Below are 18,259 nucleotides of genomic sequence, written 5' to 3' on the forward strand. Positions count from 1 at the left end.
TTGGAACAAGCGATGCGGGTTGGGTGTGCCGTAAATGATCCGGGTAAGATCGAATACCGCCGCATTGTCCAGGAGATTGACCAGCGACGGCGCATTCTCGAAGAGCGCTTGCTGGATGTCGGAGACTTCTGGCGCCACGTATTGACTCAGCTCCGGATGTTGATCGACATGATCGGCTGCTGCATTGCGCAGCCCCTGCATCGTGAACGTCTCCTGGGCCTGCCCTTCATTCAACCCCGCCGCCAAGCCATTGAATAAGCAATCGCCATCGGCATTGATCTCCACCACGCGCTCACCCAAGAGCAAACTGTAATGGTCATGACCGGTTCGTCTTAAAACGACATCTGTGCCTGCTCTATCCGGATGCTCGCCCACCGGATAAATCGTTTCATGTTGCCCAGGGGTAAAACGCACCGACCAGGCACGTCCCGCGGATATTTCATCAATGATCAGCAAGCTGCGGTTTTGTGGCCAGATCGCCAGACGCGTCATGATTGACGGCACCAGGTCCATGATCCGATTGTTCCAAGTGCCCGGTGTGCGTATCGAATTGGAAACAGCGGAAACCGACAGGGCAGGCTTCTTTGACGGGCCAGGTAGGGCAGGCGTATCCGCCGGGCGTTTGCCGCCGCCACGGCCAACCCCCACGGCGCGCCACTCGCCATTGGGCATCCGCGCCACGGTACTTCTCATCACCCCGACAGAGCGGATGTTCGATCCGGTAACAGGGTCCACCAGCGTGGCCTCGGTTGCGTTCAACCTCGTATGGTCGTGCACCCGGAACACGGTGCCATCGGGTTGTCGTACATAGACCGGGCGAGCAATAACCCTGCCGGTGGCCATATCGCTGACGGTCGCGCGATAAAAGCCGCGTGCGTCCGCTGTCAGCCCTTGTATCACCGAGGTATCCGAGACGGCATAGGATCGGTAGACCGTCGCCTCCAAGGGCAGCCCGGTCAGAGCCTCGTCCTGGCTTTGGCGAGCCGCCAACGCCCGGAAAGAGGATTGGCCTCGTGGCGCAAGCGTCACGTTTCGGACCAGGCGCCAGCCGCCATGGTTGGCCACGGTGTGCACGAACGCCAGGGTTTTCGGGTTCAGCGGGATAGAGCCGGTCCTGAAAATCAACAGGCCGGTCTTGATGGCGCTCTTGAGCATCTGGAAACCGGGGGCCAGGAACATCGTCGCCAGTTCCAGGGCAATCTCGACCGCCACCTGTCCAAACCTGCCGAGCGTTTGATAATGAACATCCAGGTTGCTATTGGAGCGGTGGTCGGCATGCGCACTGTGGAAGTTGACATGCGCCCGGTGAAGGGCCTCAAGCAGATCGCCGCTGATCAACGCGCCACGAATCAGCGGGCGGCCGCCTCGCTGGCCCAGGGTACGTTTGATCTCTTCAGGATCGCTGGTGGCAATGCGCGAACGGAAATACGCCTGCCACTCCTCTTGCGGCAATAGCCCTGCCACGCCATCGCTCAGATCGGCAAACTCATGGAAGTCGTCGCCCTCGGGGCTGTCTGGAAAATAAACGCCAACCGTTCCCTTGATGTCCGGCCCTTCCTGATCGGAAAAGATCAGCGGGCCATCGATGCTGAGCGCATTGCTCATCCTCCCATGATGTCCTCCAGCGCCCACGCTCCCTCCAAGCAGAAGACCATGGACGTGCACCCGTCGCGCCAAGACCAGGGGGCGTGTCTGTGCCGTCGGCGAGCGCAGGACCGCATCCAGCCAGAGTGCGAGGCGCTTGCACGGCTTCGGTGGAGTGCAGGCCGTATCGAGCACAGTACTCTTGAACACGTCATAGCCCCTGAGCGCGGCTTCGTAACCTTTGAATTTCATATTGGCCAGATACGCCGTTTGCCAGGCCTTCTTGTAGTCCGGCTTGTTCATCTCCTTGCCGAGCAGGGTTTGGTAGCTTCCTCCGGCATCGATGCTCGTCACCATTCGGGCCAGTTCACGCCCGGTCAACGTGACGAAATAACCGTTGGCCGGGTGCCGGATACGTTGCCCATCCTGATCGGCAACATAGACCGCCTGCACTTCCCGCAGGGCATTGGGGTACTGAGTCGGACGCAGGTTATCGAGCATCAACTGAGTCAAGCTGGAGATACGGGACTGCCTTGAGCTGGCACTTTTCCCGAAGGAAAACGTGACCAGGCACTTGTCCGGATCGGGATCGATGCCCGGGTGCACCGTTTGTTGAAGGTAGTGTTTGACCTTCTGGCGGGTGAACTGCCACAGCGTCTGGATATCGCGGGCCCCCAGTTCATAAGCCGCTTCCAAGACCTGTTTTTCCAAGTTGCGATAGGTCGACTGCTCCGAACCAGCCGCGCTCTTGTAGAAATCCGGACGACTGCTTTCAACCAGGACTTCCTGACGGACAGCCAGCGGTCCGGCAAGTGACAACATGGGTAAATCCAGCACATCTTCAACATTCAGCGCAAAGGTCGCCAAAGCGACCGTCTCGTTTTGCGGAGCATTCAGATACGTTTCCAGGGCGGTGCCTTGGGTCTGCAGCACGTCATCTGCCGCCACTTCAAAAACATGCCCGGACAATTCAGAGGAAATATCCCGGATCGTGCGTTTCTGCCCGTCGTAGGTAGGGCTTACTTGATTGACCAACGCCTGGAAAGAACGGAAGCGCTGTATTCCCCCTTCCAGGGAGTAGAGAAACAATGAAGGTTGATCCGTGCGTTTGATCACCATTGCAGCGGGCCATTTCTGCGCGGGCGCGCTGCCCATATCGAGCATGACGGCGTAGACATGGGGAATGGGGGCTCGCAGCAAACGGTTTCTGTCCGCCATGCCCGGATGGGTGGTGATGAGGTCCAACAGGCGATCTTCTTCACCCTGCTGGCTTCGTTCACTTTGGGTTAACGCAATGCCTGAATCCCGATCGGCCTTGTACAGGTCGAAAAGGTGCAGGAATCGTCGGGACAACAAGTGAGCGAAGGCCGCTTCAGCGCTAGACGGGGTTGAGGTCTCGAGCGAATCGCCCCAGTGCTTGTTACGGCGAAAGGCGATGAAATCGTCACGGAACTGACGTTTCAGGCTGTCATTGGTTGTGGGTTGGGCGATATAGAAGACCGCCTCCATGGCCGCCAGGATGTTCCTGTCCACCGGGCTGGCAAATACGCTATCCGTCTCTTCCACGGCATCCGGACGGGTGAAGAACCCCACGCCACCGACCGAGTAAGTGGGCGGTGTGTCCGTCGCCAGACAGCTCAATAGAACTTCGGTAAAACTCTGCGAGGCAATCAAGGAACGTCCACCGGCGGCGTCGATGCTGAAGTGGTTCACATACCAATGATCCGGATCGATATTCTCAAGCAGTGATGGACGAAATTTTGTCTCGGGGATCTTTATCTTGATCCTGCCGATCAGCAGGCTCTTGAGCACCGAGTCGAACGTGGGCAGGCCGGCGAACAAACGCGCCAGTTTCACCTGATTGCTGTCCAGCAGTGCCAACTGCCGGACTTGTTCCTTGCCACGGACACTGAGCAGATTGCCTTGGGCGTCCACCTCGGTGACAACAGGCTGGCCCGTGCCCTGGTAGCCGGGTGGAATGCCCGTTTGCAACTGCTGCAAGACGTCTCGCGAAAGGGCTTTACCGTTGACCCGCAGCGACGAGAAGTCCAGGGACATATGGCTTCGATGTGGATAAACCCAGCCCTCGCGCGGCGAATGGCCGGAGGGATAGACCCGGCTTTGATGGGCGAGCAAAAAGCCTTGTGTCACGGCGTCACGCAATGGCACCGATGTGCGCTGACTGATCGCGGCCGAATCCTCGGTCTCGACCTCTTGATACGTGACCGTCACCTGCGCCTCGCCGACAAGGCCCCACTGGCCCAGCCATTGATCGGCAAAGGCATGCGGTTGGAATCGAAGACCGTTGGATAATAGGGTGAGGGGTTTCAAGGGCACGACAGAAGGCGCGCCATGTTCATGTTCATTTTCAGAGAAGACCGTCATTTAAGTGTCCCGGTTGTGATCAGGGCTGGGACCCTATCGCGCCGTTCGAGCGCAAATGACATACATATGTATAGCGGTGGCTAGCGGGCTCGGGGAAAAGCGTAAGCCAATATGTTCTGCAAATATGCAACCCGATGGCAGGGTTGCATATTTGAAAGCATGGCTGCCAGTACATGAGTGGTGACTGACAATTGGCTATCGCGAGCAAGCTCGCTCCCACAGGGTTCTGTGTTGAACGCAGATTCTGCGGCCGCTGAAGATCACATTTGGGAGCGAGCTTGCTCGCGATGGCGGTGGACCTGTCAATGTTGCACTACCTGACAACCACCAAACGCCTCAACCCAGCTTTTGCGCCAACACCGCAATATGCTCCGGCCCGATCCCGCAACAGCCACCCAGATGACTGGCTCCACGCTGCTGCCAATCCGCCGCCCACTGCAGGTACCCCGGTGGATCGAGGTCTTCGCGCAGCGGGTCCAGGCCGTCGTTGGCCGTCGCTTCCTTCGGTTGCGGCGGGAAGGCGTTGGCGTAGGCACCGATGTGGATCTTCACCCCCAGGCGCTCGAAAGTTTCCCGTGCCGCATCGATGGCCGCGCCGATCACTTCCGGCTGGCTGCAGTTGAACAGCAGCACTTCGACACCCAGCTCGGCCGCGACCGCCGCAGCGTCCGCCACCGGTTCGCCGGAACGCAGGCGTGGCACTTCATCGGTGTCTTCATCTTTCAGGGTAAACGACAGCCAGAACGGCTTGCCGTCCTTGGGCAGCCCGGCGTGAATCGCCCGCGCTTCGACCGTCGAGCTTTGGGTCTCGGCCAGCCACAGGTCGACATGGGGCGCCAGGCCGGTCACCAACGGCGTCAGCAGTTCACTGGCACGGGATGCGTCGAACAGATCGGGCCGATAGGAACCGAACAACGGTGGCAGCGACCCGGCGACCCGTACCGCTTTGCCTGAGGCTTGCACTGCTCGCTGCGCCAACTCCCCGGCCAGCGCGGCCAAGGCCTGGCCTTCGGCGGCAAAACGCTCTTCACCGATGTGAAACGGCACTACCGCGTAGCTGTTGCTGGTGATGACATTGGCGCCGCTGGCAATGTAGGCCGCGTGCACCGCTTCTACCGCCTGGGGCGCTTCGCTCAAGGCCAGGGCCGACCACTCGGGTTGGCGGAACGGCGCGCCACGGCGTTGCAGTTCGCGGCCCATGCCGCCATCGAGAATGACTGTCGTTGCTGAGCCCATATGCGATTCACTCATAAGCTTATGAAAAATACTCACTACCGGAGTTGTTCTTATAACTATTTAATACGCAGCAATCGGTTAACTACAACTTATTTTTCTACCCAGGGACTTCACGTGAAACTACAACCATTGCTGGCCCTGGGCCTGACTCTGCTGGCCGCCTCGTCGCAAGCCTTCGCTGGCGCCACCCTGGACCGCGTCGAACAGAAAAAAGAACTGGTCGGTGTGTTGATGGAAAGCTATCCGCCCTTCTCGTTCCTGAACAATCAGAACCAGCTCGACGGTTTTGACGTCGACGTAGCCAAGGCCGTGGCGCAAAAACTGGGCGTGAAACTGCGCCTGGAAACCCCTTCCTGGGACGTGATCGCTGCCGGGCACTGGAGCGGGCGTTATGACATCTGCATCTGCTCCATGACGCCGAGCAAGGCACGCGCCGAAGTGTTCGATTTCCCGGTGCAGTATTACGCCTCGCCAGCGGTGATCGTGGTCAACGCCAAGGACAACAGCATCCACGGCGCCAAGGACCTGAGCGGCAAGAAAGTCGGCCTCACCAGCGCGTCCAGCTACGAGAGCTACCTGAACAAGAATCTGGTGATCGAAGGCGCCGAAGACACCCGCCTGAGCTATCCCTTCGAGAACGTGCAGATCGCCCCGTACGACACCGACAACGTGGCGTTCCAGGACCTCGGCCTGGGCGCCGGAGTACGCCTGGATGCGGTGCTGACCAACCTGGTGACCGCGCAGCCGCGCCTGACCGAAGACAAACGCTTCAAGCTGGCTGGGGAGCCGCTCTATTCCGAACCGAACTCGGTGGCCATCGAAAAGGGCGATGCGCAGTGGGACAGCAAGGTGCGTGAAGTCTTCGCCCAGTTGAAACAGGACGGCACCTTGAGCAAACTCTCGCAGAAATGGATCGGCGCCGACATCACCCAATGACCTCTTTTCCGTCCCCTTCTCGGCCACCGCAACCGGTGGCCGAGTCGCGTCTGCAAAAAATCTTCGGCTTTCGCACCCGGCTGTACCTGACCTGGGCGGCGATGCTGGTGCTGTTCGCGAGTTTTTTCCTGAGCTTCGACCTGAAGTTCTCCATCATCCTCGACAAACTGCCGAACCTGCTCGGCGTGCACCTGGCCCCCAACGGCTTTCTGCAAGGCGCGGTGCTGACGCTGTTTCTGTGCCTGTGTTCAATCGTCGCTTCGTCATTGCTGGGCTTCATCACTGCCCTGGCGCGGCTGTCCAGCAGCGCGGTGGCATTCGGCATCGCCAGTTTCTACGCGTCGTTCTTTCGCGGCACGCCATTGCTGATCCAGATTTTGCTGATCTACCTGGGCCTGCCACAACTGGGCGTGGTCCCCGGCGCCATCGCCGCCGGGATCATCGCCCTGTCGCTGAACTACGGCGCCTACCTGAGCGAAATCTTCCGCGCCGGCATCCTTGGCGTGCCCCACGGCCAGCGCGAAGCCTCACTCGCCCTGGGCCTGAGCGAAACCGTGATCTTCTGGCGCGTCACCCTGCCCCAGGCCATGCGCACCATCATCCCGCCGACCACCAACCAGTTCATCTCCATGCTCAAGGACTCCTCCCTGATCTCGGTGATGGGCGTCTGGGAAGTGATGTTCCTGGCGCAATCCTACGGTCGTTCCAGCTATCGCTATATCGAGATGCTGACGACGGCGGCGATCATTTACTGGTTGATGTCCATTGCGCTGGAGCTGATCCAGGCGCGGATGGAGCGGCATTATGGGAAGGCGTATCTCAAGCGCAGCTGACAGGACAGATCCGAGGAAGTTGTAGGGCGAAGCTTCAGGTCGTGGAAGCCAACGCGACGATGTCTGGATCGCAACACGACCAGCCTACAGATTTCATCTGCTGTGTCTTGCCCAAGGCGTGGCGTTAGCTGGCATCGTGGCCAAGGGTGGAATTTTTAAAGTGCGGACTCCTTTCAAGAGAGGCCGCATTCGATGTCTATTCAACACCTTTACCCACCCCAACACCTTGCCCTGGCAGTCGCCTTGGCGCTTGGTTGCGCCGATATTTCGATGGCTCAGCAACCAGCCGAGATCCCCACAACCGCCGAGCAACAAGAGCGCCTCAAGGCCTTCGCCGAAGCCACGGACACCAAGCAGCAAAATGCCAACACCTCCCGCAAAGGCGACGCGAAATGGACTGGCAAAAATGACTTGGTCATCATCAGCGGAAATGGAAAATTCCCCGGAATCATTGATGGCGGCGGTGGAAAAAACGTTCTGCGACTTGATGCCGCCAAACATCCAATATTGGCTGAAACCCGCAACTTCATAGCTTTGCAGGTTGCCAAAGGCGAATGGCAGCACACCGGGAGTTTCGCTGGCTGGGGAGTGATCGAGCCGGACACCACGTTGATCAACACTGGCCGAATCGACGGACAGCTAGGGGTTCTCGGCACGCTGGATAACAAGGGAGTCGTGGCCAATCGTGTGATTGTCGAGCCCGGCGCCCACATGATGAACTCAGGAATGGCCGGTCACGTGGAAGTGCGTGAGAAAGCCAGCTTCAGCGGCAATGGAACAGTGGAGTTCTTGAGTGTCGCGGGCCAGTTGGAAGTCGGCCCCGAAATAGGCGCACCCTCCATCACCAAGGATTTCTCGTTGGCGGAGACTGCCGAGCTGATCTACGGGGTCAATGCAGATGGCGGTAGCTCCACGATCAACGTTGAAGGCACCGCGTTCCTGAACAACGCGACGCTGACAGTTGCCGGCGTGCCGGGCGAATACATTGAGGCGCGCGAACACACGGTCATTCGCGCGAGGATGATCGAAGGCGCGTTCGGCACGGTTTCCAGTACGCTCGCATTCATGACGGCGACGCTGACCCCCACCGATACGCAAGTCAGCCTGACTTATGCCCGCAACGATGTCCCACTCAAGGAAGCAGCCACTTCCGATAACGGGCGAGCATTTACGGCCAGTATCGAAGAGCCGCAACCGGCCAAACCAGCCGAACCCATTGAGGTCCCCACCGTCGCACAGGCACCCGCAGCCCACCCAAAAACCGAAGGCCCAACAAACAAGCCCGCTGAACCGCCAGAAATCAACGGCACCACACCAAAACCCACCAGCCCATTGCACGCCGCCAAGGCAGTCGCCCAGCCCAAGGCCGCCATCAGCGCCCCGCTCGGCACCAACATGACGACCGCCGCCAAGCCAGAAGCAAAACCCAACAAAGCCATCAACGCCCTGCTCGGCAGCGATATGACGACCGCCGCCGACGCCATTGACCAACTGAGCGGGTACAACGCGGCTGACCTGGGCAATGCCACCCTGAGCAGCATCGCGCCAATCGGCACCGGCATGCTCTCGGCCATGGACCGGAGAAATTCGGAGAGCGTACATACCGACGGCCAAGTCTGGGTCCAGGCCATCGGCAACAGCGGTCGCATCGGGAAGCAATTGGGCAGCGATGCCCTGAAGCATTCGACCAAAGGTCTGATGCTGGGTACCGACTGGGCCGTCAGCCCGGATTGGCGCCTGGGTGTGATCGGCAGCAAGACGCAAACACGGCTGGACAGTCACCGATTCGACGGCCGGCTCGACAGCTGGCACGTGGGCGCCTATGCCTTGCATCAGGACGGTCCGATGGCACTGCGCCTGGGCGCCGTTTACGGTAGTCATGACGGCAGCACCAAGCGTCACGTAGCCTTCAACGGTTTCAGGGATCACCTCAAAGGTCGTTACGATGCCAACACCCAGCAAGTCTTTGGGCAACTCGGCTACAACCTGAACGTCGGGCATTTCGATGTCGAGCCCTATGTCCACGTGGGCTACCAACGCTATCAACGTGATCGCTATACAGAGAAAGGTGGCGACGCGGCGCTGCAGTTCAGTGGCCAGTCTCAGGACAATTACAACAGCAACCTGGGCCTGCGCCTCGCCCGGGCCTTCCCTCTGGACCAAGGCATGCGACTGACGCCCCGCTTGAGTCTCGGCTGGAAACACCTATACGGCGAGACCCAGGGCACTTCCCGCCAGCGCCTGGCCAGCGCCGGCAACACCTATACCGTCGAAGGCATCGAGCTGGACCGCGACAGCCTGCTCTTCGAAACAGGGCTGGACCTGGCCGTTTCGCCACGGCATACCCTGGGGGTGAGTTATAACGGGGAAACCGGTCAGGACAACCGCAACGGTGCGCTGATGGGTCAATGGCGAATGATGTTCTGAGCTTCTCGCGGGCAAAAAAAAGGGGAGCACATGCCCCCCCGAGGTTAAAACGTTGTATCGAGGCGGTTAAATCAGCCTTCGATCTCGATCAGGATCTCGCCCGGATTGACCCGGTCGCCCTTGGCCACATGGATAGCGGTGACCTTGCCGGCGATGGCCGCCTGCACTTCGGTTTCCATCTTCATGGCTTCGGTGATCAGCACCGCTTGACCGGCCTTCACCACGTCGCCCTCCTTGACCAGCACGTCGACGATGTTGCCCGGCATGGTGGTGCTGACATGGCCCGGCGCAGTGGCTTGCTTGCGCTTGCTGCTGCCGCCGCTGACAAATTCATTGAGCGGTTCGAACACGACCTCTTCGGGCATGCCATCGATGGACAGGTAGAAGTGACGCTTGCCTTCGGCCTTGACGCCCACACCGGTGATGTCGACGCGATAGGTCTCACCGTGAACGTCGATGACGAACTCGGTCGGCACGCCTTCGCCGCCCGCCGAGCTCACACTGCCCGCTTCAGGGATTGGCAACAGCACTTCTGGCGTCAGGGTGCCGGCTTCGCGTTCTTCGAGGAACTTGCGCCCGATGTCCGGGAACATGGCGTAGGTCAGTACGTCTTCTTCGGATTTGGCCAGCGCGCCGATTTCGCCGCGCAGCTTGGTCATTTCCGGCTTGAGCAGGTCGGCCGGACGCACGTCGATCACGTCTTCGCTGCCGATGGCCTGGCGACGCAGCTTCTCATTCACCGAACCCGGCGCCTTGCCGTAGCCGCCTTGCAAGTAGAGCTTCACTTCGTTGGTGATGGTCTTGTAGCGCTCACCGGCCAACACGTTGAAAAACGCCTGGGTGCCGACGATCTGCGAGGTCGGGGTTACCAACGGTGGGAAGCCGAGGTCTTCGCGCACTCGCGGGATTTCCGCCAGCACTTCGTTCATCCGGTTCAGCGCGCCCTGCTCTTTCAACTGGTTGGCCAGGTTGGAAATCATCCCACCCGGTACCTGATTGACCTGGACCCGGGTATCCACCGCGGTGAACTCGCTTTCGAACTGGTGGTACTTCTTGCGCACGGCATAGAAATACAGGCCGATTTCCTGGAGCAATTCCAGGTTCAGGCCGGTGTCGAACTCGCTGCCCTTGAGGGCGGCGACCATCGATTCGGTGCCCGGATGGCTGGTGCCCCAGGCGAAGCTGGAGATCGCGGTGTCGATGTGATCGGCGCCGTTCTCGATAGCCTTGAGCTGGCACATTGCGGCCAGGCCGGCGGTGTCATGGGAGTGGATGAACACCGGCAAGGATTGCTCGGCCTTCAGCGCTTTCACCAGCTCGCCAGTGGCGTACGGGGTCAGCAGGCCGGCCATGTCCTTGATCGCCACCGAGTCGCAACCCATGGATTCCATCTGCTTGGCTTGGGCCACGAAGGCTTCAATGGTGTGCACCGGGCTGGTGGTGTAGGCGATGGTGCCCTGGGCGTGCTTGCCGGCGGCCTTTACTGCTTCGATGGCAACCCGCAGGTTACGCACGTCGTTCATCGCATCGAAAATACGGAACACATCAATGCCGTTGACCGCAGCCTTGGCCACGAACGCCTTGACCACGTCATCGCTGTAATGGCGATAGCCCAGCAGGTTCTGGCCGCGCAGCAGCATTTGCAGGCGGGTGTTGGGCAGCGCCGCGCGCAGTTGGCGCAGGCGTTCCCACGGGTCTTCCTTCAGGAAGCGCACGCAGGCATCGAACGTCGCGCCGCCCCAGACTTCCAGCGACCAATAGCCGACTTTGTCGAGCTTGTCGCAGATTGGCAGCATGTCTTCGGTGCGCATGCGGGTGGCAAGCAGCGATTGGTGGGCGTCGCGCAGGATTGTGTCGGTTACGTGGATCTTCTTGGACATTGTCATGGTTCCTTACAGGCCTGCGTGGGCGGCAATGGCGGCGGCGATGGCCAGGGCCAGCTCTTCGGGTTTGCGCTTGATCGAGTAGTTGGTCAGTTCAGGGTGGCTTTCAACGAAGCTGGTATTGAATTGGCCGCTGCGGAATTCCGGGTTGCGCAGGATTTCCTGGTAGTACGCGGCGGTGGTCTTCACACCCTGCAGACGCATGTCGTCGAGTGCACGCAAGCCACGGTCCATCGCCTCCTCCCAGGTCAATGCCCAGACCACCAGCTTCAGGCACATCGAGTCGTAGAACGGTGGAATCGTGTAACCGGTGTAGATCGCCGTGTCGGTGCGCACGCCCGGGCCGCCGGGTGCGTAATAACGGGTGATCTTGCCGAAACTCGGCAGGAAATTGTTCTTCGGGTCTTCGGCGTTGATGCGGAACTGCAACGCGAAACCACGGTGCTGGATATCTTCCTGCTTCACCGACAGCGGCAGGCCGGAGGCAATGCGGATTTGCTCGCGAACGATGTCGATGCCAGTGATTTCTTCGGTGATGGTGTGCTCCACCTGCACTCGCGTGTTCATCTCCATGAAGTACACCTCGCCCTCGGCGAGCAGGAACTCCACGGTACCGGCGTTCTCGTAACCCACAGCCTTGGCCGCACGTACCGACAGGTCGCCGATGTATGCACGCTGCTCCGGGGTCAGCTGCGGGCTCGGCGCGATCTCGATCAGCTTCTGGTTACGGCGCTGGATTGAGCAGTCACGCTCGAACAGGTGCACTACGTTGCCGAAGCTGTCGCCAAGGATCTGCGCTTCGATGTGCTTGGGGTTGACGATGCATTTTTCCAGGAACACTTCTGCCGAACCGAACGCCTTGGTGGCTTCGGAAATCACTCGAGGGAAATTCTGTTCGAGTTCTTCGCGGCTGTTGCAGCGACGGATGCCCCGACCGCCACCACCGGAGGTGGCCTTGAGCATGACCGGATAGCCGATACGGTCACCTTCAACCAAGGCTTCTTCGATGCCGGACACATTGCCTTCAGTACCGGGCGTAACCGGTACGCCGGCCTTGATCATGCTGCGGCGAGCTTCGGTCTTGTCGCCCATGCGTCGGATGACTTCCGCCGACGGGCCGATGAATTTGATACCGCGCTCGGCACAGATCTCCGCCAGCTCGGCGTTTTCCGAAAGGAAACCGTAGCCGGGATGCAGCGCATCGCAACCGGTTTCCACCGCCAGGTTCACCAGCTTGCGCGGGTTGAGGTAGCCGGCCAGTGGCTCGGCCCCGACACTGTGGGCCTCATCCGCACGCTTCACATGCAAGGCATGCCGATCGGCGTCGGAGAAAATCGCAACCGAGCGAATGCCCATTTCGGCGCAGGCCCGTACGATGCGTACGGCAATCTCACCACGGTTGGCGATCAGGATCTTTTTTATCACTTGGAGGTTCCCTTGAGCCGGTGGCACCACGACCTGCTGGATCCAGGTCGACGCGTGACCAAATGTTTCAATTCAGTCGCAGGTTCACACTAGCGCTGCCAAGGGATTAACAAAAATGAATAAAAATTGGGTCAGGCATAAGTAAAGACTTATAGTCTTAGCACCCATCTGCCGCCAGAGCTCTAACAAAATGCGTAAGTCATTGATGCGTATGACATTGCGTCAAATGCAGGTCTTCAATGAGGTGTGCGATTTACGTTCCTACAGCCGCGCCGCCGAGGAAATGTCCCTCACCCAACCGGCCGTCAGCCTACAGATTCGGCAGCTCGAAGAACTGATCGGCCAGCCGTTATTCGATTATGTCGGCAAAAAACTCTACATGACCGAGGCGGCGCAAGCCCTTCAGCGCGCCAGCCGTGACATCTTCGGGCGTCTGGAAAACCTCGATATGCAACTGTCCGACATGCAGGGCTCGCTGCAGGGACAACTGAAACTGGCAGTGGAATCCAGCGCCAAATACTTCGTGCCGCACTTGTTCGCGGCGTTCAAGCGCCAGCACCCGGAAGTCAACTTGCAACTGACCGTGGTCAATCGCGGCCAGGTCATCCGCCGACTCTCCGACAACCGTGACGATCTGGTGATCATGTCGATGGTGCCGCAGGACATGGGGCTGGAGTTTCTGCCGTTTCTCAACAATCCGATTGTGGCCGTAGCGCGTCCGGATCACCCATTGGCGCACATGGGGCGGTTGCGCTTGCAAGACCTCGAGCCGTATACGCTGCTGATCCGCGAACCGGGTTCGGGCACGCGACTGGCTTGCGAGGACTACTTCAAGGAAAAACGCGTGCACTTCACCCAGACCCAGGAAGTGGCGTCCGCTGAAGCTCAGCGTGAATGCGTGCTCGCGGGTCTGGGCCTGGCGTTGTTGACGCGCCACGCCCTGAACCTGGAGCTGGCGACCGGCGGCCTGGTCGAGCTGCCGGTCGAAGAGTTGCCACTGCTGCGCAGCTGGTGTCTGGTGCAGGCCAAGGCCAAACGGCTGTCACCGGTTGCGCACGCCTTCCTGGCGTTTATCCGCAGCGAGCGAGCGCAGATTACTGCGTTGGTTGAGCGTTTCGACGGGAAGTTGCGGGCGCTGCCTGCCAATGAGTGATCTCGGGAAAATCGCCGATTTCGGCCTGAAGCTGGCGAAGTTCGAAGCGATCTTCAATCGCGCGGCGGAATTCCATGCGGCGCTGATCTTCCTGCTGACGACGGGTTTTCGCGGCGCTGTTGCGTTCTTCGTAGGGCTGAGCCATTTCGAGTCTCCCAGGGCGAGTACGGGAGTTTCACGATAGGCGTGAGGGATGACGGTTTGATGAAAGTCTCCGTCATAAAGCAAAAGATCGCAGCCTTCGGCAGCTCCTACAGGAGAACGCATTCCAAATGTAGGAGCTGCCGAAGGCTGCGATCTTTTTGCTCTTAATCATCCAGGGCTTTTACGGCCTTGGGCGACAACCGCAAGCTGCGCAGACTGCGCTTCACGCTCTTCAGGTGATTGACCAGGCTCGGCCCGCGGGCCATCGCCACGCCCATCGCCAGTACGTCGATCACAACGAGATGGGCGATGCGCGAGGTCAGCGGCGTATAGATTTCCGTGTCTTCGTGCACATCGATCGCCAGGTTCACGGTCGACAATTCCGCCAACGGTGTCTGGCTCGGGCACAGGGTAATCAGCGACGCCCCGCTCTCGCGCACCAGATTGGCAGTGATCAGCAAATCCTTGGAACGCCCCGACTGGGAAATGCAGATCGCCACGTCGGTCGGCTTCAAGGTGACGGCCGACATCGCCTGCATGTGCGGGTCGGAATACGCCGCCGCGGTCAGCAGCAAGCGGAAGAACTTGTGCTGCGCATCCGCCGCCACCGCGCCCGAAGCACCGAAACCGTAGAACTCGACACGCTGCGCCTGCGACATCAGCGTCACGGCACGTTGCAACTCCACCGGATCGAGCTTCTCGCGCACCTCCATCAAGGTGTGCAACGTGGTGTCGAAAATCTTCAGGCTGTAATCGGCGACGGAGTCGTCTTCATGGATCGCGAACTGACCGAAGCTGGCACCGGCGGCCAGGCTCTGCGCCAGTTTGAGTTTGAGATCCTGAAAGCCGGAACAGCCGATCGCGCGGCAGAAGCGCACGATGGTCGGCTCGCTGATGCCGACGCTGTGAGCCAGGTCGGCCATGGAACTGTGCATCACTGCCGCAGGGTCAAGCAGCACGTGGTCGGCGACCTTGAGCTCCGACTTGCGTAACAGGTGACGTGACTGGGCGATGTGTTGCAGCAGATTCAAGGGGCTGGACTCTTCTTATGGGCAAGGATGTAGCACGCTTGTAGTTATACTACATGAATGGGCATTTTGCCTGCTCAATGCGTAACTCAATGTCCCCGAATCAGGCACGATGAGGTCATGTAGCCCCTAGCGCGGATTTTCCTGATCGCGCAAAAGCCCGGCCAGACGCGCAGCCTCGACCGGCCTGCTGATCAAATAGCCCTGCACTTCATCGCAGCGCTCGGCACGCAGAAATTCCAGTTGATCCTGATGCTCGACGCCTTCGGCCACCACTTTCAGCGACAGTCCATGGGCCATGGCGATGATCGCGCGAGTGATTGCCGCATCCGCGCCGCCCTCGCTCAGACCGCGAATGAATGCCTGATCGATCTTCACGTAATCCACCGGGATGCGCTTGAGGTAACTCAACGATGAGTAACCGGTACCGAAGTCATCGATCGCCAGTTTCACCCCCAGATCGCGCAGTTGCTGGAACGTCGCGATGATGTGTTCGACGCTGTCGAGCAAATGGCTTTCGGTCAGCTCCAGCTCCAGGTAATGCGGCGCCAGCCCGGTTTCTTCCAGCACTTGGCGCACCAGGCTGACCAGCTTGCCCTGACGCAACTGATGCACCGACAGGTTCACCGACACGCGGATCGGCGCCAAACCCTGGCGCTGCCATTCGCAGGCTTGCCAGCACGCCTGACGCAAGACGAATTCGCCAATCGCACCGATCAAACCGGCTTCCTCGGCCAGCCCGATGAAATCCGCCGGAGGCACCTGTCCCATGCTGGGATGGTCCCAGCGCACCAGCGCTTCAACCGCGTTCAGGCGACCGCTCTGCAGACACAGTTTCGGTTGGTAGAACACCGTCAGTTGTCGCTCTTCAATGGCGCGGCGCAAGTGGTTTTCCAGCTGCAAGCGCTCAAGGGTGCTGGCCTGCAGGCTGTCGGTGAAGAACTGGAAATTGTTGCCACCCAGATGCTTGGCATGCTGCATGGCCATGTTCGACTGGCTGACGAGCGCGGAGATTTCCCGCGCGTTGTCCGGCAACAGGCTGATGCCCATCGAGGCGCTGACCACCAGTTCATGTCCGTCGACGCTCAGCGGCAAACGCAGCTTGCCCGATAACCGCGTGGCAACCCGTGCCAGGCTTGAGAGATTGCCGTAGGCATCGAACAGCACGGCGAACTCGTCACCGGACAAGCGCGCAATGGTGTCGGCCTCGGGCAAGGCATTGACCAGCCGCCGCGCCATCTTCTGCAGCAACTGATCGGCGACTTCATGGCCGAGGCTGTCATTGAGCAGTTTGAAGCGATCCAGATTGATGTGCAGCAACGCCAGACTGCGGCGCCCGCCCTGCCGAATCCGCTGATGAGCTTCATGCAGGCGTTCGCGAAACAACGAACGATTGGCCAGACCGGTGAGTTCGTCGTAATGGGTCAGATAGCGCATGCGCTCCTCGGACTCGCGCCGCGCCGAGAGATCGGCGAAGAAGCCGACGATATGGCTGAGGTTGCCGCGACTGTCGCGCACGGCATTGAGTTGCAGCCACTGCGGATACAACTCGCCGTTCTTGCGGGTTTCCACCAGTTCGCCCTGCCAGCTGCCGTGCTGCGCCAGTGCGTGACGGATCGCGAGGTAGTGACGGCGGGCATCGCGACTGCACGGCAACTCGACGACGTTGCGCCCGAGCATGTCGTCGATCTCGTAACCGGTGACGCGGCTGAACGCCTGATTGATCGCGATCAGCGCGTAGTCAGGGTCGAGAATCACGATGCCTTCGCTGGCCGCTTCGAACACCGTCGCCGCCAGCCGCTGTTGTTCTTCGAGACGTTTGCTGGCGCTGATATCGCGGCGGGTACCGACCATGCGGATCACCCGGCCGCTGGCGCTGCGTTCCACGGCACGGCCACGGTCTTCGATCCACACCCAATGGCCGTCGCCATGGCGCAGACGGTACTCCACCTGATAATCCTCAGTGTGCCCCTTCAGGTGCTCGACCAGCGCGAACTTGAGTGACGGTACGTCTTCGGGATGCAGCCGCGGTTTGAGGTCGCGCAGCAGCGCCGTGACGTATTCCGGGGCGAGGCCGAACAATTCCTGAATCTGTGTGTGGTGAACTTCGTCGGTCTGCAGGTTCCAGTCCCACAGCCCGAGCTCACTGGCCTTGAGCGCCAGCGCCAGGCGCGCTTCGCTTTTGCTCAAGGCCTGATTGGCCGCATCCAGTTCGCGGCTGCGCTGGGCCACGCGATCTTCGAGATCAACCTGCGCTTCACGCAACCGGGCTTCGGCACAGCGGCGCTGTTCGATCTCCCTGGCCAGTTCATGGTTGAGCTGTTCGCTGCGCGTCTGTGCTTGCTGAAGATGCTCGATCAGGTGCTGATTCTGGAAACGCCGGAGCAGTCCACGATCGATCAGCCGATTGACCTGCCACGCCACCACGCTCAGCGATCCGAGCAGAATCAAGCCAAGCCAGCCCCAACCCCGCGCCTGATCGTCACCGCCCCAGAACAGGTAGCCGATCGCCGGCAGCAGGCACGGCAAGGTAAACGACAGGAATGCCGGCAGGCTCACGGCGTAGGCGACGCTGGCGGACAGGGTTGCCGCGCCGATCAGGCCGAACACCCAGGCTTGCTCAATGAAGTTGTCGGCGGGCACCAGGGCAATACCGGCACCGGCCAGGGTCAGGCCAGTCATGGTCGAACCGAGCAGGAACATGCGGAACCAGATGGGTTGGGCCTGGCGATCGGGAATCGCCGAATCGAACGCGGCCACCTGGATCACCCGCAACGCGACCAGCGACAGCAGCCACACCAGCCAGACGCTGACCACGAAGTAGCGTTGCGGGCTCCAGAGCAGAGCGGCGCAGACCAGACCGTTGATCAGCATGAACAGGGTGGGCAACAGCGAGCCCTGATACAGCAGACGCGTGCGCTCCACCGCCATTTCGACGGCATAGTGCTTGCGGATCACCCGGGGTTCCACGGAGGGGCCCGACAGTTCGGCGCGGAGGGTCATGGGCAACGTTCTTGTTCTTCTTATAGGAGGGCGTGCGCCCGAAACGTGGACGGAGCATACACAAGCCGATCCGGTTGCCAAACTGCTGCAGATCACAATGGCGGCGAAATTTTCCGCCGCCCGGGCACGACTCAAAGCCCTCAGGCAAGACGGGCCGAAGCCTGCAGCCAGTGACCGACCGGTCGTCATCGGCAGCACTTTCATCGGCTAATGCAACGTGCG

The 18,259-nt window shown here is 60.2% G+C and carries 12 protein-coding genes; 5 read left to right on the forward strand and 7 right to left on the reverse strand.

From position 1 onward, the window contains the following. Both VNV36_RS05730 and VNV36_RS05735 read right to left on the reverse strand, forming a co-directional pair. On the reverse strand, nt 1-3,969 hold a 3,969-nt coding region (locus VNV36_RS05730; RefSeq protein WP_325716913.1), incomplete at its 3' end, for a dermonecrotic toxin domain-containing protein. 336 nt (nt 3,970-4,305) lie between these two features. Next, nucleotides 4,306-5,205: a homocysteine S-methyltransferase family protein gene (locus VNV36_RS05735; RefSeq protein WP_325716914.1), complete on the reverse strand. Its 900-nt coding sequence runs from the start codon at nt 5,203-5,205 to the stop codon at nt 4,306-4,308. 114 nt (nt 5,206-5,319) lie between these two features. Here VNV36_RS05735 and VNV36_RS05740 point away from each other — a divergent pair, with 114 nt between their 5' ends. The 3 genes from VNV36_RS05740 to VNV36_RS05750 all read left to right on the forward strand — a co-directional run bounded on the left by VNV36_RS05740 (nt 5,320) and on the right by VNV36_RS05750 (nt 9,401). After that, entirely contained in the window at nt 5,320-6,141 is an 822-nt protein-coding gene (locus tag VNV36_RS05740) for an ABC transporter substrate-binding protein (protein ID WP_325716915.1), read from the forward strand. Next, nucleotides 6,138-6,974 carry an amino acid ABC transporter permease gene (locus VNV36_RS05745; RefSeq protein ID WP_325716916.1) on the forward strand — a complete coding sequence of 279 codons (837 nt, stop codon included), beginning with the start codon at nt 6,138-6,140 and terminating at the stop codon, nt 6,972-6,974. Before VNV36_RS05740 ends, VNV36_RS05745 begins: the two co-directional genes overlap by 4 nt. A 192-nt stretch (nt 6,975-7,166) precedes the next feature. After that, nucleotides 7,167-9,401: an autotransporter domain-containing protein gene (locus VNV36_RS05750; protein ID WP_414705498.1), complete on the forward strand. Its 2,235-nt coding sequence runs from the start codon at nt 7,167-7,169 to the stop codon at nt 9,399-9,401. A gap of 71 nt (nt 9,402-9,472) precedes the next feature. Here VNV36_RS05750 and oadA read toward each other — a convergent pair whose 3' ends face one another. Together oadA and VNV36_RS05760 are read right to left on the reverse strand one after the other, a co-directional pair. Then, complete coding sequence (gene oadA / locus VNV36_RS05755; RefSeq protein WP_325716918.1) at nt 9,473-11,281, reverse strand: sodium-extruding oxaloacetate decarboxylase subunit alpha; 1,809 nt, start codon at nt 11,279-11,281, stop codon at nt 9,473-9,475. A gap of 12 nt (nt 11,282-11,293) precedes the next feature. After that, nucleotides 11,294-12,709 (reverse strand): acetyl-CoA carboxylase biotin carboxylase subunit, encoded by a 1,416-nt coding sequence (locus VNV36_RS05760; protein ID WP_024014853.1) that lies wholly within the window; start codon nt 12,707-12,709, stop codon nt 11,294-11,296. 190 nt (nt 12,710-12,899) lie between these two features. On the opposite strand from VNV36_RS05760, the gene VNV36_RS05765 reads away from it, so the two are divergent. Beyond that, nucleotides 12,900-13,862, forward strand: coding sequence for a LysR family transcriptional regulator (locus VNV36_RS05765; RefSeq protein ID WP_325716919.1), 963 nt, complete (start codon nt 12,900-12,902; stop codon nt 13,860-13,862). On the opposite strand, the gene VNV36_RS05770 is transcribed toward VNV36_RS05765, so the two are convergent. The 3 genes from VNV36_RS05770 to VNV36_RS05780 all read right to left on the reverse strand — a co-directional run bounded on the left by VNV36_RS05770 (nt 13,804) and on the right by VNV36_RS05780 (nt 18,037). Then, on the reverse strand, nt 13,804-14,007 hold the full coding sequence (locus VNV36_RS05770; RefSeq protein ID WP_325716920.1) for a PA3496 family putative envelope integrity protein: 204 nt from the start codon (nt 14,005-14,007) through the stop codon (nt 13,804-13,806). The genes VNV36_RS05765 and VNV36_RS05770 overlap by 59 nt on opposite strands. A gap of 163 nt (nt 14,008-14,170) precedes the next feature. After that, nucleotides 14,171-15,037, reverse strand: a complete 867-nt coding sequence (gene hexR / locus VNV36_RS05775) for a transcriptional regulator HexR (protein WP_007962240.1) — start codon at nt 15,035-15,037, stop codon at nt 14,171-14,173. Between the two features lie 126 nt (nt 15,038-15,163). After that, the gene (locus tag VNV36_RS05780) at nt 15,164-18,037 is read right to left on the reverse strand and encodes an EAL domain-containing protein (RefSeq protein WP_325716921.1); all 2,874 of its coding nucleotides are present in this window, start codon (nt 18,035-18,037) and stop codon (nt 15,164-15,166) included. Here VNV36_RS05780 and VNV36_RS05785 point away from each other — a divergent pair. Continuing rightward, nucleotides 18,036-18,248: a hypothetical protein gene (locus VNV36_RS05785; protein WP_325716922.1), complete on the forward strand. Its 213-nt coding sequence runs from the start codon at nt 18,036-18,038 to the stop codon at nt 18,246-18,248. The two genes, VNV36_RS05780 and VNV36_RS05785, sit on opposite strands and share 2 nt — an antisense overlap. The last annotated feature ends 11 nt before the right edge of the window (nt 18,249-18,259 follow it).

It is taken from the genome of Pseudomonas sp., assembly GCF_035554175.1.
Classification (GTDB): domain Bacteria; phylum Pseudomonadota; class Gammaproteobacteria; order Pseudomonadales; family Pseudomonadaceae; genus Aquipseudomonas.